A 15,634-nucleotide genomic window follows, 5' to 3' on the forward strand; every position below is an offset into this window, starting at 1 on the left:
CCCCCACACCCACCACCCCAGGGAGCACCCCATGAAGGCAGTCACCTGGCACGGCAAGCGCGACGTCCGCGTCGACACCGTGCCCGACCCCCGTATCCAGGAGCCGACCGACGCGATCATCGAGGTCACGTCGACCAACATCTGCGGCTCCGACCTGCACCTGTACGAGGTGCTCGGCCCGTTCATGAACGCCGGCGACATCCTCGGGCACGAGCCGATGGGCATCGTGCGCGAGGTCGGCAGCGAGGTCACCGCGCTCTCCCCCGGTGACCGCGTGGTCATCCCCTTCCAGATCTCGTGCGGCAGCTGTCACATGTGCGACAAGCTGCTCTACACCCAGTGCGAGACCACCCAGGTCCGCGAGAGCGGGATGGGCGCCGCGCTGTTCGGCTACTCCGAGCTCTACGGCTCGGTTCCCGGCGGCCAGGCCCAGTACCTCCGCGTGCCGCACGCCAACTTCACCCACATCAAGGTGCCCGACGGCCCGGCGGACCAGCGCTTCGTCTACCTGTCCGACGTGCTGCCGACGGCCTGGCAGGCCGTGCAGTACGCCGACGTGCCCGACGGCGGCACCCTGGCCGTGCTCGGCCTCGGACCGATCGGCGACATGGCCGCGCGCATCGGCACCCACCTCGGCTACCGCGTCATCGCCGTCGACCTGGTGCCGGAGCGGCTCGCCCGCGCCACCGCGCGCGGTATCGAGACAGTGGACCTGCGCGACACGGGCGACAAGGTCGGCGACGCCATTCGCGACCTGACCGACGGACGCGGCACCGATTCCGTCGTCGACGCCGTGGGCATGGAAGCGCACGGCTCACCGGTGGCGAAGGTGACCCAGCAACTGGCCGGACTGCTGCCCGACGCGCTGAGCAAGCCGATGATGCAACGCGCCGGCGTCGACCGCCTCGGTGCGCTGTACTCCGCGATCGACATCGCGCGCCGCGGCGGCACCATCTCGCTGTCCGGCGTCTACGGCGGCGCCGCCGACCCGATGCCGATGCTGACCATGTTCGACAAGCAGCTCCGACTCCACATGGGCCAGGCGAACGTCAAGCGGTGGGTCGACGACATCCTGCCGCTCCTGACGGACGACGATCCCCTCGGCGTCGACGATTTCGCCACCCACACCGTGCCGCTCGAGGACGCGCCCCGGATGTACGAGCTGTTCCAGAAGAAGCAGGACGGTGCCGTCAAGGTGGTGCTCACGCCCTGACGAGGTCACGACGACCGACGACGCCCCCACCGGATTCCGGTGGGGGCGTCGTCGCGTGCGCTGGTCGGTGATGTCAGTGGGCGACGAGCTCGTTCGCGTCGGCGACCACGGGGACGCTGCGGTCGAGGCCGAGAATCGTCAGGGTCCGCATCACTCTCGGTGACGGTGCGATCACGGCCTCGATGCCGTCGGGCAGATCACGCAGCACGTTCTCGAGGGCGGTGACGCCGGCGCTGGAGAAGAACTCGACGCCGGTGAGATCGAGACGGACGGGGGTCGTGGCTGTCACCGCACCGCGGACGGTGTTTTCCAGCCGCGGTGCGGTGACAAGATCGATGTCGCCGGACACGTGGACCGTGCCCCCCGATACGTGCAGGTCGAAGGGGGTGTCCGCCGGGTCGGCGAGGAGGGTGGACAGGGATGCGGGAGAGTCGTGGTTCATGTCGAGTCTCTCTTCTGGCACCCGAGGGCGGTCACCGCCGGGCGTGGAGCGTCGGGCCCGTCTCTGGACCGCCTTGCCCACAACTCTGTCCGATCGGAATCTCGGCACGACCGCCCGCGATATCACGAAAAGGTCACGGAACATCACGGAACGGTCACGGAGGCCGTGGGGCTCGTGTGGCCGGAGATGATGGGGAGCATGTCACGAACGAGCGTTCTCGAAACATTCCTGGCCGGCAATCCGGCGGGCCCGCACCACACCCCCGGTACGGACACCGCCACCGCCGACACCGGTGCCGCCACCGCCGACCTCGACGACTACGCCGCTCTGCAGGCGTGGTCCGTGGCCCACCCGGCGGCGTTCTGGGAGTCCGTGCGCTCGTTCTTCGGCATCGAGCTCGGCGGGGTCGGTCACGAGGTGATCGCGCCCTCCGACGATCCCCGCGTCTTCTCCGGCCGCCAGTTCTACCGCGGCACCACCCTGAACTACGTCGACACCGTCCTCCGGCACGCCGCGGACCGCCCGGACGTCGTGGCCGTGATCGACGACGCCGAACCCGGAGGTGCCGACACACGCACCGTCACGTGGCGCGAGCTCGTTCACCAGGTGTCCGTGATCGCCGCGGCACTGCGGGCGCGCGGCGTCGGGCGGGGCGACCGCGTGGCCGGCTACGTCCCCAACACCGTCGAGGCGGCGATCGCCTTCCTCGCGACGGCGTCCCTGGGCGCCGTGTGGACCTCCTGCGGGCAGGACTACTCCGCGGCGGCCGCGGCGGACCGGCTCGGCCAGACCGAGCCCACCGTGCTCGTGACCGCCGACGGCTACCGGTTCGCCGGCAAGGACCGCGATCGCCGCGACGCGGTGGCGGAACTGCAGGGCGCGGTGCCCAGCCTGACGCACGTCATCGCGTTCTCCCGACTCGGAACCGAGGTTCCCGGCGCGACCGGCTGGACCGACCTGCTGCGCGACGGCGCGCGGACGCCCACCGTGGAGCCGGAGGCCGTGCCCTTCGACCACCCGCTGTGGATCCTGTTCTCCTCCGGCACCACCGGCAAGCCCAAGGGCATCGTCCACGGACACGGCGGGGTGGTCCTCGAGCACGTCAAATCCGCTGCGCTGCAATCGGACATCGGACCGGACGACGTCTTCTTCTGGTACACCTCGCCGAGCTGGATGATGTGGAACTACCTGCTGGCCGGGTTGCTCTGCGGCGCCACCGTGGTCTGCTACGACGGCAGTCCGGCCGCGCCCGAGACGGGCACGCTGTGGGCGCTCGCGGCCCGGCACCGGGTGACCGTCCTCGGCACCAGCCCCGCCTACCTCGCCCAGTGCGAGACCGCCGGCGTGGAGCCCGGACGCGACCACGACCTCGGCCGGGTCCGCATGCTCGGCGTGACCGGCTCGGTGATGCCCGCGTCCGCGCACACGTGGGTGGCCGACCACGTGGGCGAGCACGTCCACGTGGCGTCGATCTCCGGCGGTACCGACGTGGTCAGCGCCTTCGTCTGCGCCCCCACAGGCGTGCCGGTGCATCCCGGAGAAATCCCCGCCGTCGCCCTGGGCGTGGCCCTCGAAGCGTGGAACGACCGGGGCGAGAGCGTGATCGGCGAATCCGGGGAGATGGTGATCACGGCGCCTATGCCGTCCATGCCGGTGGGCTTCTGGAACGACCCGTCCGGCGACCGCTACGCCGACGCCTACTTCTCGACGTTCCCGGGCGTCTGGCGCCACGGCGATTCCGTGACGGTCACCGACCGCGGCGGCGTCGTCATCCACGGGCGCTCCGATGCGACGCTCAACCGCAACGGCATTCGGATGGGCAGCGCGGACATCTACTCGGTGGTCGAACACCTCCCGGACGTCGAGGAGGCCCTGGTGGTGGGCATCGAGCGCGCCGACGGCTCCTACTGGATGCCGCTGTTCGTCGTGCCCGCGCCCGGCCGCGAGGTCGACGACGCCCTGCGCGAGGCGATCGCGACGGCGCTGCGCACCGAGGCCTCGCCCCGCCACGTGCCCGACGACATCGTCGCCATCCCCGCCGTCCCGCACACCCGGACCGGGAAGAAGCTCGAGATCCCCGTCAAGAAGGTCCTGCTCGGCGGGGACCCGAACGTCGTCGCCGACCCCGAGTCCATCGACGATCCCGCCGCCCTGCGGTGGTTCGGCGAGTACGCGGCGAGCACGCTCTCGGGGTCCGGCGCGAGCTAACGACCGGCGTCGCGCAGCGCCTCGGCGGCGGTGCGCGGCGCCCGGCCCAGCAGGCGCGCGAGATCGTCCGCCGGGGCGTCGAGATCGCCGCGAGCGATGGCCGCGTCGGCGTTCACGAGCAGGTCGACCACCGGCGCGGGCAGCCCGGCGCCGGTGAGCACCTCGGCGTGCTCCGCCGAGGTCACGTCGCGGTAGGTGACCTCCGCGCCCGAAACCTGCGCGAGGGCGTCGGCGAGCTCGGGGTAGGTGATCGCGGGGCCGGCGAGTTCGAGCACGGTGCCGTCCGTCAGGTCCGCCGAGTCGTCGGGCCCGGAGACGACCACGGCGGCGGCCTCGGCCAGGTCGGCGCGCGCTGCGCCGGCGAGACGGCCGTCGCCGGCGCTGCCGAGCAGCACGCCGGTCTGCGCCGCGGAGTCCACCGACGCGGCGTAGTTCTCCCAGTACCAGGTGTTGCGCAGGATCACCGCGGTCAGCGGCGAGTCCGCGAGGCGCCGCTCGGTGGCGAGGTGTTCGGGCGCCAGACCGAGAGAGCTGGTGTCGGCCTTCAGCAGGCCGGTGTAGACGACGAGGGACACGCCGGCGGCCTCGGCCGCCTCGATCACGTTGGCGTGCTGCACCTCTCGCTGCCCCACCTCGGATCCGGAGACGAAGAGCACCCGGTCCACCCCGGCCAGGGCGGCGCGCAGCGCCGTCGGATCGCCGTAGTCGGCGACCCGCACCGCGACCCCGCGCGCGGCCAGGTCGGCCGCCTTGTCCTCGTTGCGCACCACGGCGACGACGTCGGACGCCGCCACGCCGCGACCCAGCAGCGTGCGCACCGCCGCCGCGCCGAACTGTCCTGTTGCCCCGGTGACCGCAATGACCGTCATGACCTGCTCCCCGCTGTCCGTCGCAGGGCCGAGCGCCCTGTCGCGGACCACTATGCACTTACTTTTCGTGCAGTGCAAACAGATCTGCGGGTACCGGCACGGCGGTCAGCGGTCGGCGTAGTCTGGAGCGGTGACCGATCCGCAGTACGCCGCCGACGTCTTCTCCAGTCGATGTCCGTCGCGCGCGACGATGCAGGACATCACCAGCCGGTGGGGCGTCCTCGCCCTGGCCGCGCTGCACGACGGGCCGCATCGATTCGGCGAACTGCGCCGTCGCGTGGACGGCGTCAGCGAACGCATGCTGGCGCAGACGCTGCAGCGTCTCGAGCGGGACGGGCTGGTGACCCGTACGGTGCTGACGCAGATCCCGCCCGCCGTGGAGTACGCCCTCACCGACCTGGGGAGCGACGCCGCGGCGGCGCTGGTCCAGCTCATCGGCGTGGTGGAACGCCGCATCGACGAGGTGGTGACCGCCCGCGCGGACTACGACCGGCGTACCGACCGCGCGGGGGTCACGCCCTCTTAGAACCCTCGGCTCAGGACTGGCCGCGGCCCGTCTTGCTCTGCAGCTCGTCGATCTTCTCCGACGCCTGCGCCTTGTTCAGCCCGTCCGGCACGGTCTCGCCGGCCTCCTGCGCCAGGGTCTCGAGGTAGCTGCGCTGCGCACCGGTGATGGGCTCGTCCCCGGTGACCCAATCGGACGGATCCTTCTCGGCGTTCTGGTCGACGGACGTGTCGGCGGAGGTGTTGTTGTCGCTCATACGTTCGACATACCCGTCGGTCGCGCGCGGCAAACAGTCGCGGGCCATGACGACCGTGTGGTACGCAATTGCGTCCCTACCGTTCTCGATCCGAGACAATTACCGATTTCCAGCGCGAATAGTGAAACCGACCGGCGAAATGTCAGCCGAATTTCAGCAAGTAATGCTAGAAACGAGGAGTGATCGTCCTTCTGGTTGTCGCCGTCGTCTGGGTGGCGTTCGCGCTGGCCGTCGCCGTCGTGGTCGGCCGGTCGGTGCACCGTGCGGACCAGGAGGAACTGGGGTCCGAGAACACGTGGGACATCACGGCCATCGAGGACGCGCCGCACCGCTCCGCCTGAGTTTCCCCGCTCAGAGAACCATTCGCGTCGTACCCGTGTGCGGATCGAGCGTCCGGTAGGCCGACGCCAACCGCTCCACCGCCGTCCGCAGCCGGTCGCCGCTCTCCGTGAAGGGGAGCCGCACGTGGTGCTCGAACGCCCCCTCCACGCCGAACCGCGGACCCGCGGCCACGACCACCCCGTGCGCCGGAGCCACCGCCGCCAACGCCGTCGACACCGGCTCCGGCATCCGCAGCCACATCGACAGGCCACCCGGCGGCGGATCGACCCGCCATTCCGGCAGCACCTCCGCCACCGCCGTGAGCAGGGCGTCGCGGCCCCGACGCAGTACGTCGCGACGCGGGGTCAGGACGTCGTCGTGACGGGCAACGAGTTCCCCGCACGCCAGTTGATCCATGATCGGCGTGCCGATGTCCTCCGCCGCGCGCGACGTCGCCAGACGCGAGATCAGCGTCGGCGACGCCCGGATCCACCCGACGCGCAGCCCGCCCCAGTACGACTTGGACGCCGACCCGACCGTCACCACGCCGTGCCCGTGCGGCGCGGCGGCCACCGGCGGCGGCGGGGGCTCGTCCAACCACAGGTCGGCCATGGACTCGTCGACCACCAACGTCGCGCCCGTGCGGTGCGCGATGCTCACCAGTTCCGCGCGATCGTCCGCGCGCATGACCGCGCCCGTCGGGTTGTGAAAATCCGGCAGCACGTAGACCAGGGAGGCGCCGGTCTGACGGATCGCGTCGCCCGTCGCGGCCAGATCCCACCGCGCGGCCGACGTCTCCGCCGGCAAGAGCGGCACGGGGACCGCGCGGGCGGCGGTCCGCCGAATCGCTTCCAGCGCATTGGGATACGTCGGATGGTCGACGACGACGCGGTCCCCCGGCGACGCCAGCACCTCGAGCAGCAGGCGCCACGCCTGCTGGGCACCCGAGGTCACCATGATCTGGTCCACCTCGGTCGGCAGGCCGCGATCCCGATAGCGCCGAGCGATGGCGCGGCGCAGCACCGTCAGGCCCACGGGGTCGATGCCGTGCCCCGAGTAGTACGCCGGAAGTGCTTGCAGCGCAGCCGCGTACGCCCGCGTCACCTCCTCCGGAGGGGCGGTGACGGCGGCGTGGGTCATGTCGATGGCCGCCGCGCCGGCCGGGCGCGGCGGCGATCCCGCACCACCCGGCCGCGTCGGCAACGCGACGGTGCTGCGCGATCCCTGGCGGGACTGCAGGTACCCCTCCTCGCGCAGCGCGGCGTAGGTGTTGGTGACCGTCGTCCGGGACAGTTCGAGCACGCCCGCGAGGTCACGCTCACTGGGCAGCGCGACGCCCAACGGAATACGGCCGTCGTTCACCAGGAGTCGGATCGCATCCGCGAGAGCCCGGTAGACGGGACGATGGCGCGACGTCGGACGCCACTGACCCAGATCACGAGCGAGCGTCGACGCTCCCACCACACGGGCCACCGGCCCCACGGTAGCGGCCGGAGCCGCTCAGCCCATCAGGAAGGCGCCGACTCCGGGAAGCCAGCCCACGGTGCCGCCCTCGAACGAGTTGTAGCGGCCGTGGCCGGTGGGGGTGCGCTTCTCGTTGCTCACGGGGTATCCGAGACTGCCGCTGGGGCCGCCGTGCGAGAGGTACCAGGCGAGGATCTCCCCGTGGACCTCGTGCGCCCCGCCCTCGGGCAGCGCGAACACCGTGGCGTGCTGGAACTCGAGCATGCCCCCGCCGCGCGGGGCGAGCATGAGGTCACCGGTACGTCGGCCGATCCAGGGGTGCTCCAGGGCGAACCGCTCGAACTGACACTCGAAGACCTCGAGGCCGGAGTACGTGCTGCTGATGCTCTCGGCGCTGCCGGTGCTCTCGGTGCTGTTCACGCTCACGGTGTCCTCCGGTGACCCCGGTCCCGGCGAGGCCGAACCGACAGGACGGTCTCCCCGGGACACTGGGCCACAGTATGCGCGCTCCGGTGACAGTTCACAGCAGAACGCGACAAGTCGGACCGCGTTGCGCTCAGGACAGGATGTCGCGCCGCACGATCGTCTGGTCGCGGCCCGGGCCGACGCCGATGTAGGACATGTGCGCGCCGGACAGCTCCTCGAGCCGCAGGACGTACTTCTGCGCGTTGACCGGCAGGTCCTCGAAGGTGCGGGCGCCGGAGATGTCCTCCCACCAGCCGGGCATCTCCTCGTAGATCGGCGTCGCGTGGTGGAAGCCGGTCTGGGTCATGGGCATGTCGTCGTGACGCTCGCCGTCCACGTCGTACGCGACGCAGATGGGGATGGTGTCCAGCGACGACAACACGTCGAGCTTGGTGAGGAAGTAGTCGGTGATGCCGTTGACGCGCGTCGCGTAGCGGGCGATGACGGCGTCGAACCATCCCGTCCGGCGGGCGCGACCGGTGGTGACGCCGACCTCGCCGCCCTGCTTGGCCAGGTACTCCCCGGAGTCGTCGAACAGCTCCGTGGGGAACGGGCCCGACCCGACGCGCGTCGTGTACGCCTTGAGGATGCCGAGCACCGTCTCGATGCGGCCCGGTCCCACACCCGAGCCCACGGCGGCGCCGCCGGCCGTCGGGTTGGACGATGTCACGAACGGATACGTGCCGTGGTCGACGTCGAGCAGCGTGCCCTGCGACCCCTCGAGCAGCACCGTCTCCCCGCGCTCGAGCGCCTGGTTCAGCGCGAGACGCGTGTCGGCGATGCGGTGCTGGAACCCGGCCGCCTGGCCGAGCACCTCGTCGACCACCTGCGCCGGGTCGAGTGCCCGGCGGTTGTAGATCTTGGCCAGCACCTGGTTCTTGAATTCCAGTGCGGCCTCGACCTTCTGGGTGAGGATCTTCTCGTCGAGCACGTCCGCCGCGCGAACGCCGACGCGGGCGATCTTGTCCTGGTAGCAGGGGCCGATGCCGCGGCCGGTGGTGCCGATCTTGCGGGCGCCGAGGAAGCGTTCGGTGACTTTGTCGATGGCCACGTGGTACGGCATGATCAGGTGCGCATCGGCGCTGAGCAGCAGCCGCGAGGTGTCCACGTCCCTCTTCTCGAGCCCGTCGAGCTCGGTCAGCAACACACCCGGGTCGACCACCACGCCGTTGCCGATCACGTTGTTCACGCCGGGCGAGAGGATGCCCGACGGAATCAGGTGCAGCGCGAACTTGTCGCCGCTGGGGAGCACCACGGTGTGGCCGGCGTTGTTGCCGCCCTGGTACCGGACCACCCACTGCAGACGCTCACCGAAGAGGTCCGTGGCCTTGCCCTTGCCCTCGTCGCCCCACTGGGCGCCGATGAGGACGATTGCCGGCATGTGTGCTCCTACGATCTCGGGTGTGCAGCCGGATGTCCCGGGACTGCGGCCGTCGAGCGAGAAGCGTGCCGCACAGACGCAGGCTCCACCGACCGTGGCCGGTGACACAGTGTAGCCGCCGCGGTGCACCCACCCGGCGACCCGCCGCGCACGGTCCGTACCTGCCGGTCTTCTGTCTCTGCGGTCGGGCCGAAGCGACACGCAATCGAGACCCGCGAAGGCCGGTTTCGGGTCCGCCCGGGCACGGGGTCCGCATCTATGGTGGACGCACGTGCCCGACCGACAAGGAAACCACCGCGTGACTCCGTTCGTCCTGCAGTGCGGCCAGACCCTGGTCCCCATCGCACTGTCGTCGCTGGCACTGATCACGGCGTCCGTCGTCCCCACGCGGGGGGACTGCGACGCCGCACTCTCGGAGATCGACGGCATCGCCGACGCCCGCATCGTCGTGCTCGGCACCGACGCCGCGCTGGCCGCAGTGCTCACCCGCCTCATGCGCAAGGACCGCCTGGACATCGAGCTCGCCTACGTGCCGGAGACCGCCTCGGAGGCCAGTCACCTCTACCGCATCGGCACCGGATCCCGCGCCGCCAAGGTGGCACTGTCCGGCACCGCGACGCCGATCCCGCTCATCCGGGACGACCTCGGCACGGCCGTCGTGGGGCGCGCCGTGCTCACCGGCCCGTCCGGCCTGCTGACCGGCGAGGCCTACGTCGACGACACGCGGCTGTTCTCCGGGACCGTCCCCGGGGTCGAGGTCGCGCCCACGCTGGAGATGCCGGGCCTGCGCGCCCGAGTGCAGGGTCGACGGGGCCTGTTCCGGGCCAAGTGGGTCGCCGGGCGCGCGATGCAGCTGGGCACTCCCGCGGCGCGGCTCACCAAGGACGGGGTGGCGTCGACGCGCGACGCCGTGCGGTCCACGATCTACCGCCACCACGAGCAGTGGTTGCTGGTGCGCTGAGAATCCTGTGCAGAAATCCGTACCGAGCGCGGACTACTGCACACGATCGGCGGTGAGGGCGCGGCGCAGCTCGGCGGCGTTGCGCGGCCGGACGTCCGGTGGCAGCAGACCGTCCGCCGCGAGGTCCGCGGCCAGCGCCAACGGCCACGGCACGTGCAGGCGCGCCCGCTCCAGCAGCGCCGCGTCGGACAGGACCGTCACCGGATCGCCCTGCACCACCGTGCCGTCGACCACCACGGCCACCGAGTGCGCCCAGTCGAGCGCGAGAGCGACGTCGTGCGTCGAGAGGACGACGGTGGTGTGCGCGCTCTCGAGCCGGGCGACGGCGTCGAACATCTCCACCTCGGCGCGCGGATCGAGGCCCGCCGTCGGCTCGTCGAGCAGCAGGACGCAGGGCCGCATGGCCACGGCGCCGGCCGTCGCGACGCGCTTGCGCTCGCCGTAGGACAGCTGGTGCACGGGTCGATCGGCCAGCCCGTCGATACCCAGCAGAGTCAGCGCCGACTCCACGCGCTCACGCACCTCCGCGACGGGCAGACCCAGATTCGCCGGACCGTACGCGACGTCGCGGTAGACGTCGGCGGAGAACAGCTGATCGTCCGGATCCTGCAGCACCAGCTGGACTTCCTGACGGTGCGCGCGCAGCCCGGACCTGTTGTGCCGCAACGGTTGTCCGTCCACCTCCACCGCGCCCGACGACGGTGTCGCGATTCCGGCCAGACAGCGCAGCAGCGTGGTCTTGCCGGATCCGTTGGCGCCGAGGATCGCGGTGCGGCGACCGGCGGGGACGTCGAGGTTCGCGCCGCGCAGGACGTCGCGCCCGTCGTACCCCGCGGTGAGCGCCCGTGCGGCGAGGGAACGATGACTCACGACGCCCCCACCGACACCGCGACGACGGCGACCAGTACCGCCAGCGTTCCGGCGACGAAGCGCGGGGAACTGCGCGGCGGCCGCACCGCGTCCACGGGATTCGCGACGCCGAACTCCCGGCCCGCCAGGCCGTCCTCGAGCCGGGACGCGCGGTCCCACGCCGAGGTCAGCACCGCCGCGGTGAGCAGCGCGGCGGACTGCAGCGACCGGCGTGGAGACGAGTACCCGAGCCGGGCGACCTGCGAGCGTCGGACCGACCGCAGCGACGTCAGCAGCACGAACAGCAACCGGTAGACCAACCCCGCGACGTCGACGCACGCCTGCGGGACGCGGGCTCGCCGCAGTCCCGCCAGCAGGTCGACCATCGGCGTGGTCACGGCGAGCAGGATCATCGCCGACGTGCCCGCGACGGCGTGCGCGGTCACCTCGAGCGCCCGGCGCACACTCTCGTCGGTGACGCCGACGCCCCAGTCCGGCGCACCGCGCACCGTGATCGCGACGGAGACGCCACCGATCACGACGAAGGCGGCGGGCGCCGCGAGGGTGCGCAGCAACAGCGGCCACGGGGTGCGGGCGAGCGCCGTGGCGGCGGTCAGCGCGACCACCGTCACCAGCAGCGACCCCGGCCAGGCGGGCAGCACCGCTGCGCACAGCACCAACCCGAGCGCGAGCACCGCCTTGTCGACCACCGCCCGACCGCGCCACGCACTGGCCCAGGCGGCGTCGTCGACGGCGAGACCCTGCACGTCAGGAACCGTCCGGCGGCGCCTGCACCCGCTCGACGGCGCGACGGGCCTTCAGCGTGGCGATCACGTAGCCGAGCACGATGCCGCCGAGCGCCGCCTGCAGGGCGAACAGTCCCGACTCCACCTCACCGGACGTCGGCGCGAACACCGACTCGAACCACGGCTCGTAGTCCGGATGATCGGCCTCGATGCGTTCCGTCGCCGCGGTGTCGGTCCCGACGAAGCGGTCGCCCTCCACGTTGCGGCCCGAATCGATCGCCAGCGCGATGCCGACGATCGCCACGATCGCGGCGATCAGGGCCAGGTTCACCCACCGGGCGCGCCGAGACCCGGGCCGCACCTCACCGGACAGCGATTCACCGGACATCGACGGCCTCCTTGCGCGCGAAGAGGCGGAACACGCCGAGTTCCCGCAGTTCCGGCGTCGCCACCGAACGCAGGACGCGGAAGACGAGCACCCCGAGCAACCCCTCCGCGATCGCGAGCGGAATCTGGGTGACCGCGAAGATCGACAGGAACTTCGCCACCGCGCCGGCGATGCCGCTCTGCGGATCGGGGAAGGCCAGCGCCAACTGCATGCTGGTGGTGCAGTAGGTGGCCAGGTCGGCGAGGGTCATCGCGCAGAAGACCGCGAGCGAGATGCCCCCGCCGAGGCGACCGACCAGGACGAACGCGCCGTAGCCCACCCAGGGCCCGACCACCGCCATGGAGAACGCGTTGGCGCCGAGCGTCGTCAGGCCGCCGTGGGCCAACAGCAGCGCCTGGAACAGCAGGACCACCGTGCCGAGGAACGCCATGACCGGCGGCCGGAAGAGCACCGCGCCCAGCCCGGTGCCGGTGGGGTGTGACGAGCTGCCGGTGACCGACGGCATCTTGATGGCGGAGAGGACGAACGTGAACGCCCCAGCGGCGCCGAGGAGGAGCCGGCTGCGCGGATTCTCGCGCACCTGATGGACGACGGCGCGGGCGCCGTGAATGACGAACGGCGCCGCGGCGCAGGTCCAGACCGCGGCGTGCACCGGCGGCAGGAAACCTTCGGCGATGTGCATGAACAGGGCCCTTCTCGGATGACGCGTCCGAGGTCGACGGGAGGCGTGCCGGGGCGGCGATCCGACTCACGATCGGCGCCCGCGGGAGGGGATCCGTCGTTCACGGTGGCGCGACCGTCCCGGAGTTGCACCGGGTTTCCCGCACCAGCACGGCGCAGGGCCGGGATCGGTCCTGCGCGGTCATCGTGGCACAGAACCGGCCGCGCGAGTACTACCAGGTCAGTTCGTCCCGGCACACCGCGCCGTGGGCGGCGGGTTCGATCTGCACGGTGGCGTGATCGAGGCCGTACGTGGACAGCAGATCCTTGCTGCGCGCGAGCAGGACGGAACTCGACCCGTGCGAGGTCAGGTGGACCGTGGCGACGTCCATGCCGGTGGTGAGGGTCCAGACGTGCAGGTCGTGGACGTCCTCGACGCCGGGCAGCGCGCGCAGATCGGCTTCGAGGGCGACGACGTCGACGGACGACGGGCTGGCCTGGGTGAGGATGCGCAGCGACGCCCCGGCCAGACGCACCGCGCGCGGGACCACCCACAGCGAGATGGCCACGCCGACGACGATGTCCGCCCACGTCCACCCGACCAGCGTGAGGGCACCCGCGATCAGGACGCCGACGCTGCCGACGGTGTCGGCGAGCACCTCGAGGTACGCGCCCCGCACCGCGAGCGAGTCCTTCGCGTCCGCGCGGATGAGGAGCATGACGACGACGTTCGCGGCGAGTCCGGCGGCGGCCGTCGCCATCATGATGCCGCCGGGCAGATCGGGCTGGTCCCCGATGCGCCGGATCGCCTCGACGAAGATGAATACCGCCACCCCGAGCAGCAGCACGGCGTTGACGATGGCGGTGAGCACCTCGGCGCGATGCCATCCGAACGTGCGGGCGGCGGACGACGAGCCCCGCTGGGCGAGGGTGAGCGCCGCCAAGCCCATGGTCATCCCGACGATGTCGGTGAGCATGTGACCGGCGTCGGCGATCAGGCCGAGCGAGCCGATCGCCAGGCCGACGGTCAGTTCGAGCGCGAAGAACGCGACCAGCACCAGCCACGCGATGCCCATGCGGCGCAGTCGACCGCGCGTCGGCGCCTCGCCCCCGGTCGGCACTTGTCCGTGCCCGTGCCCCGCTCCCATGCCGACGACCATACATGCGCGGTTCTGCATGTGTGTAGTCGACGGCGGTCAGTCGTGCCGTTCCGGGGGAACCGCCGGGTTGGGCACCGTCGGCGGCAGCGTCGCCATCGCCGAGATCCGCGAGAGCCCGGCGACCTGCAGCAGATCCACCACGATCGAGCGGATCTGGGCCAGCACCACCGTCGCCGAGAGACCGGCGTCGCGCATCAGCTCGGCCTTCGCGCCGACCGCGACGTGCCGGAGCACCCGCGCGGCCTCGGCCTGGTCGGGCTGCTCCCCCGGATCGGCCAGCATCATCTTTCGCAGCACCTCGGTGGACTCGGCCAACTGCTCCACCAGCCTCACCAGTCGCGGGTCCAGGATCTCGTCGTCCCGCACCAGGGACAGCGACCGCCGTGCCAGGACGCGGATGTTGCGCACCGCGTTGTCCAGCGGATCCGCCGTCGCCGCCAGCCGCGCGAGCCGCTGCCGCGAGTTCCAGTACAGCGGCGAGATCCGGCTGATCTCCCGGCCACCCTTGAGGTCGGTGCGCAGCATGTCGATCGCCGGCTGCGTCGCCCGCGCCGCCTTCAGCGCCTTCTCGATGGAGTTCGGATCCTGCGCCGACAAGCCCTCGGCGACCAGCCCGAGCACCCGCCCCGCCGTCTCGATCACCGTCGCCGCGTCGCCGCGAGCGCGCCGGACGGGATGCGTCGGGACCACCGCCACCACCGCCAGACCCACCAGACCGCCCACCAGCGCGTCGACCATGCGGTTGTAACCCCCGGCGTCGCCGGGCGGGATGAGCGTCGCCACCAGCACCGCCGACGAGCCGGCCTGCATGGCGATGATCGCGCCGCTGTCGAGGAACACCGCGGTCCCCATCGCCAGCGCGACCACCAGCGCGATCTGCAGCGGGCCGGTCCCGATGAGCGCGATCAGCGCGTCGCCCACCCCGATACCCACGGTCACGCCCGCGACCAGCTCGAAGGACCGCCGCATCCGGGCGCCCAGCGACACTCCGAGCGACACCACGGCCGCGATGGGCGCGAAGAACGGCGTGACGTGCCCGACGATCTCCGTCGCCACGAACCACGCGATGCCCGCCGCCAACGCGCACTGGATCACCGGCAGGCCGGAGAGTTTCAGCCGGTCGACGGACGCCTCGAACCGCGACCGGCCACGACGACGCAGTCGCGCCGCCTCGAACGGCGACCGCTCGCCCCGGCGCAGGCCGAGTGGGCTCACGGCAGTGTCCGTCTGATGTGCGGCGGCCTCATGTGTGGTGACGCGGCCTAGCCGACGCCGAGCTCGTCCGCGGCGCGCGGATCGCAGTCCTCGAGCAGGTCGAGGCAGCGGGCGTATTCGTCGGTCTCCCCGATGGCCTGCGCGGCACGGGCGAGGACGGCGACGCAGCGCAGGAATCCACGGTTGGGCTCGTGGCTGTAGGGCACCGGGCCGAAGCCCTTCCACCCGTTGCGACGCAGCTGGTCCAGGCCGCGGTGGTAGCCGGTGCGGGCGTAGGCGTAGGCGGTGATCGTGCGCTCGTCGGCCAGCGCGGCCTCGGCGAGGTACGCCCACGCGATCGACGCCGTCGGGTGGGCGGCCGCCACCTCCTCGGGGGCGGTGTGGTTCAGCAGCAGCGACTCGGCCTCGTCGTCGCCGGGAAGCAAGGTGGGCTGCGGTCCGAGCAGATCTCCGAAGGACGTCATGCAAGCAGTCTCCCACGACACCCGTCACCGACGAGCGCGCGTGCACGGCCGGCGGCACCGTGAAAGT

18 protein-coding genes and 1 riboswitch are annotated in these 15,634 nt (G+C 71.6%); of the genes, 5 read left to right on the forward strand and 13 right to left on the reverse strand.

Translation table 11 applies throughout. The annotated features are described in order from the left end of the window. The first annotated feature begins 31 nt into the window (after positions 1-31). Positions 32-1,213: a zinc-dependent alcohol dehydrogenase gene (locus HQ603_RS17790; RefSeq protein WP_222686083.1), complete on the forward strand. Its 1,182-nt coding sequence runs from the start codon at positions 32-34 to the stop codon at positions 1,211-1,213. Between the two features lie 73 nt (positions 1,214-1,286). Here the strand turns inward: HQ603_RS17790 and HQ603_RS17795 are convergent, their stop codons facing one another. Continuing rightward, on the reverse strand, positions 1,287-1,655 hold the full coding sequence (locus HQ603_RS17795) for an STAS domain-containing protein (RefSeq protein ID WP_222686084.1): 369 nt from the start codon (positions 1,653-1,655) through the stop codon (positions 1,287-1,289). 198 nt (positions 1,656-1,853) lie between these two features. On the opposite strand from HQ603_RS17795, the gene HQ603_RS17800 reads away from it, so the two are divergent. After that, positions 1,854-3,863 (forward strand): acetoacetate--CoA ligase, encoded by a 2,010-nt coding sequence (locus HQ603_RS17800; protein WP_222686085.1) that lies wholly within the window; start codon positions 1,854-1,856, stop codon positions 3,861-3,863. Here the strand turns inward: HQ603_RS17800 and HQ603_RS17805 are convergent. Next, positions 3,860-4,732 (reverse strand): NmrA family NAD(P)-binding protein, encoded by an 873-nt coding sequence (locus HQ603_RS17805; RefSeq protein WP_222686086.1) that lies wholly within the window; start codon positions 4,730-4,732, stop codon positions 3,860-3,862. The genes HQ603_RS17800 and HQ603_RS17805 overlap by 4 nt on opposite strands. A 190-nt stretch (positions 4,733-4,922) precedes the next feature. Here HQ603_RS17805 and HQ603_RS17810 point away from each other — a divergent pair, with 190 nt between their 5' ends. Next, entirely contained in the window at positions 4,923-5,258 is a 336-nt protein-coding gene (locus HQ603_RS17810) for a winged helix-turn-helix transcriptional regulator (protein ID WP_222686107.1), read from the forward strand. Between the two features lie 10 nt (positions 5,259-5,268). Here HQ603_RS17810 and HQ603_RS17815 read toward each other — a convergent pair whose 3' ends face one another. Further along, positions 5,269-5,493, reverse strand: coding sequence for a DUF3072 domain-containing protein (locus HQ603_RS17815; RefSeq protein ID WP_222686087.1), 225 nt, complete (start codon positions 5,491-5,493; stop codon positions 5,269-5,271). Between the two features lie 179 nt (positions 5,494-5,672). Between HQ603_RS17815 and HQ603_RS17820 the strand changes: the two genes are divergently transcribed. Then, complete coding sequence (locus HQ603_RS17820; protein ID WP_222686088.1) at positions 5,673-5,834, forward strand: hypothetical protein; 162 nt, start codon at positions 5,673-5,675, stop codon at positions 5,832-5,834. Between the two features lie 10 nt (positions 5,835-5,844). On the opposite strand, the gene yczR is transcribed toward HQ603_RS17820, so the two are convergent. The 3 genes from yczR to HQ603_RS17835 form a co-directional block, all read right to left on the reverse strand. Then, entirely contained in the window at positions 5,845-7,287 is a 1,443-nt protein-coding gene (yczR, locus tag HQ603_RS17825) for a MocR-like transcription factor YczR (protein ID WP_222686089.1), read from the reverse strand. A 27-nt stretch (positions 7,288-7,314) separates the two neighbouring features. Beyond that, complete coding sequence (locus HQ603_RS17830; protein ID WP_308126604.1) at positions 7,315-7,704, reverse strand: LGFP repeat-containing protein; 390 nt, start codon at positions 7,702-7,704, stop codon at positions 7,315-7,317. 130 nt (positions 7,705-7,834) lie between these two features. Continuing rightward, the gene (locus tag HQ603_RS17835) at positions 7,835-9,124 is read right to left on the reverse strand and encodes an adenylosuccinate synthase (RefSeq protein ID WP_222686090.1); all 1,290 of its coding nucleotides are present in this window, start codon (positions 9,122-9,124) and stop codon (positions 7,835-7,837) included. A 298-nt stretch (positions 9,125-9,422) separates the two neighbouring features. Between HQ603_RS17835 and HQ603_RS17840 the strand changes: the two genes are divergently transcribed. Beyond that, positions 9,423-10,085 (forward strand): hypothetical protein, encoded by a 663-nt coding sequence (locus HQ603_RS17840; RefSeq protein ID WP_222686091.1) that lies wholly within the window; start codon positions 9,423-9,425, stop codon positions 10,083-10,085. Between the two features lie 33 nt (positions 10,086-10,118). Here HQ603_RS17840 and HQ603_RS17845 read toward each other — a convergent pair whose 3' ends face one another. The 7 genes from HQ603_RS17845 to HQ603_RS17875 form a co-directional block, all read right to left on the reverse strand. Continuing rightward, positions 10,119-10,955 carry an energy-coupling factor ABC transporter ATP-binding protein gene (locus HQ603_RS17845; RefSeq protein WP_308126605.1) on the reverse strand — a complete coding sequence of 279 codons (837 nt, stop codon included), beginning with the start codon at positions 10,953-10,955 and terminating at the stop codon, positions 10,119-10,121. Next, positions 10,952-11,701, reverse strand: a complete 750-nt coding sequence (gene cbiQ, locus HQ603_RS17850; RefSeq protein WP_222686092.1) for a cobalt ECF transporter T component CbiQ — start codon at positions 11,699-11,701, stop codon at positions 10,952-10,954. The genes HQ603_RS17845 and cbiQ overlap by 4 nt, the downstream gene beginning before the upstream one ends. 1 nt (position 11,702) lies before the next feature. Continuing rightward, complete coding sequence (locus tag HQ603_RS17855; RefSeq protein WP_222686093.1) at positions 11,703-12,068, reverse strand: energy-coupling factor ABC transporter substrate-binding protein; 366 nt, start codon at positions 12,066-12,068, stop codon at positions 11,703-11,705. Beyond that, positions 12,058-12,750 (reverse strand): energy-coupling factor ABC transporter permease, encoded by a 693-nt coding sequence (locus HQ603_RS17860; RefSeq protein WP_222686094.1) that lies wholly within the window; start codon positions 12,748-12,750, stop codon positions 12,058-12,060. The genes HQ603_RS17855 and HQ603_RS17860 overlap by 11 nt, the downstream gene beginning before the upstream one ends. A gap of 78 nt (positions 12,751-12,828) precedes the next feature. Next, positions 12,829-12,909, reverse strand: a riboswitch (adenosylcobalamin-variant (AdoCbl-variant) riboswitch). A 52-nt stretch (positions 12,910-12,961) separates the two neighbouring features. Beyond that, positions 12,962-13,876 (reverse strand): cation diffusion facilitator family transporter, encoded by a 915-nt coding sequence (locus HQ603_RS17865; RefSeq protein WP_222686095.1) that lies wholly within the window; start codon positions 13,874-13,876, stop codon positions 12,962-12,964. A gap of 48 nt (positions 13,877-13,924) precedes the next feature. After that, positions 13,925-15,049, reverse strand: coding sequence for an FUSC family protein (locus tag HQ603_RS17870; protein WP_261774042.1), 1,125 nt, complete (start codon positions 15,047-15,049; stop codon positions 13,925-13,927). Positions 15,050-15,150: 101 nt separating this feature from the next. Continuing rightward, the gene (locus HQ603_RS17875) at positions 15,151-15,567 is read right to left on the reverse strand and encodes a DUF3151 domain-containing protein (RefSeq protein ID WP_068103525.1); all 417 of its coding nucleotides are present in this window, start codon (positions 15,565-15,567) and stop codon (positions 15,151-15,153) included. Positions 15,568-15,634 lie beyond the last annotated feature (67 nt).

Origin of the sequence: Rhodococcoides corynebacterioides, from assembly GCF_019834675.1 — a bacterium.
Lineage (GTDB): Bacteria > Actinomycetota > Actinomycetes > Mycobacteriales > Mycobacteriaceae > Rhodococcoides > Rhodococcoides corynebacterioides_A.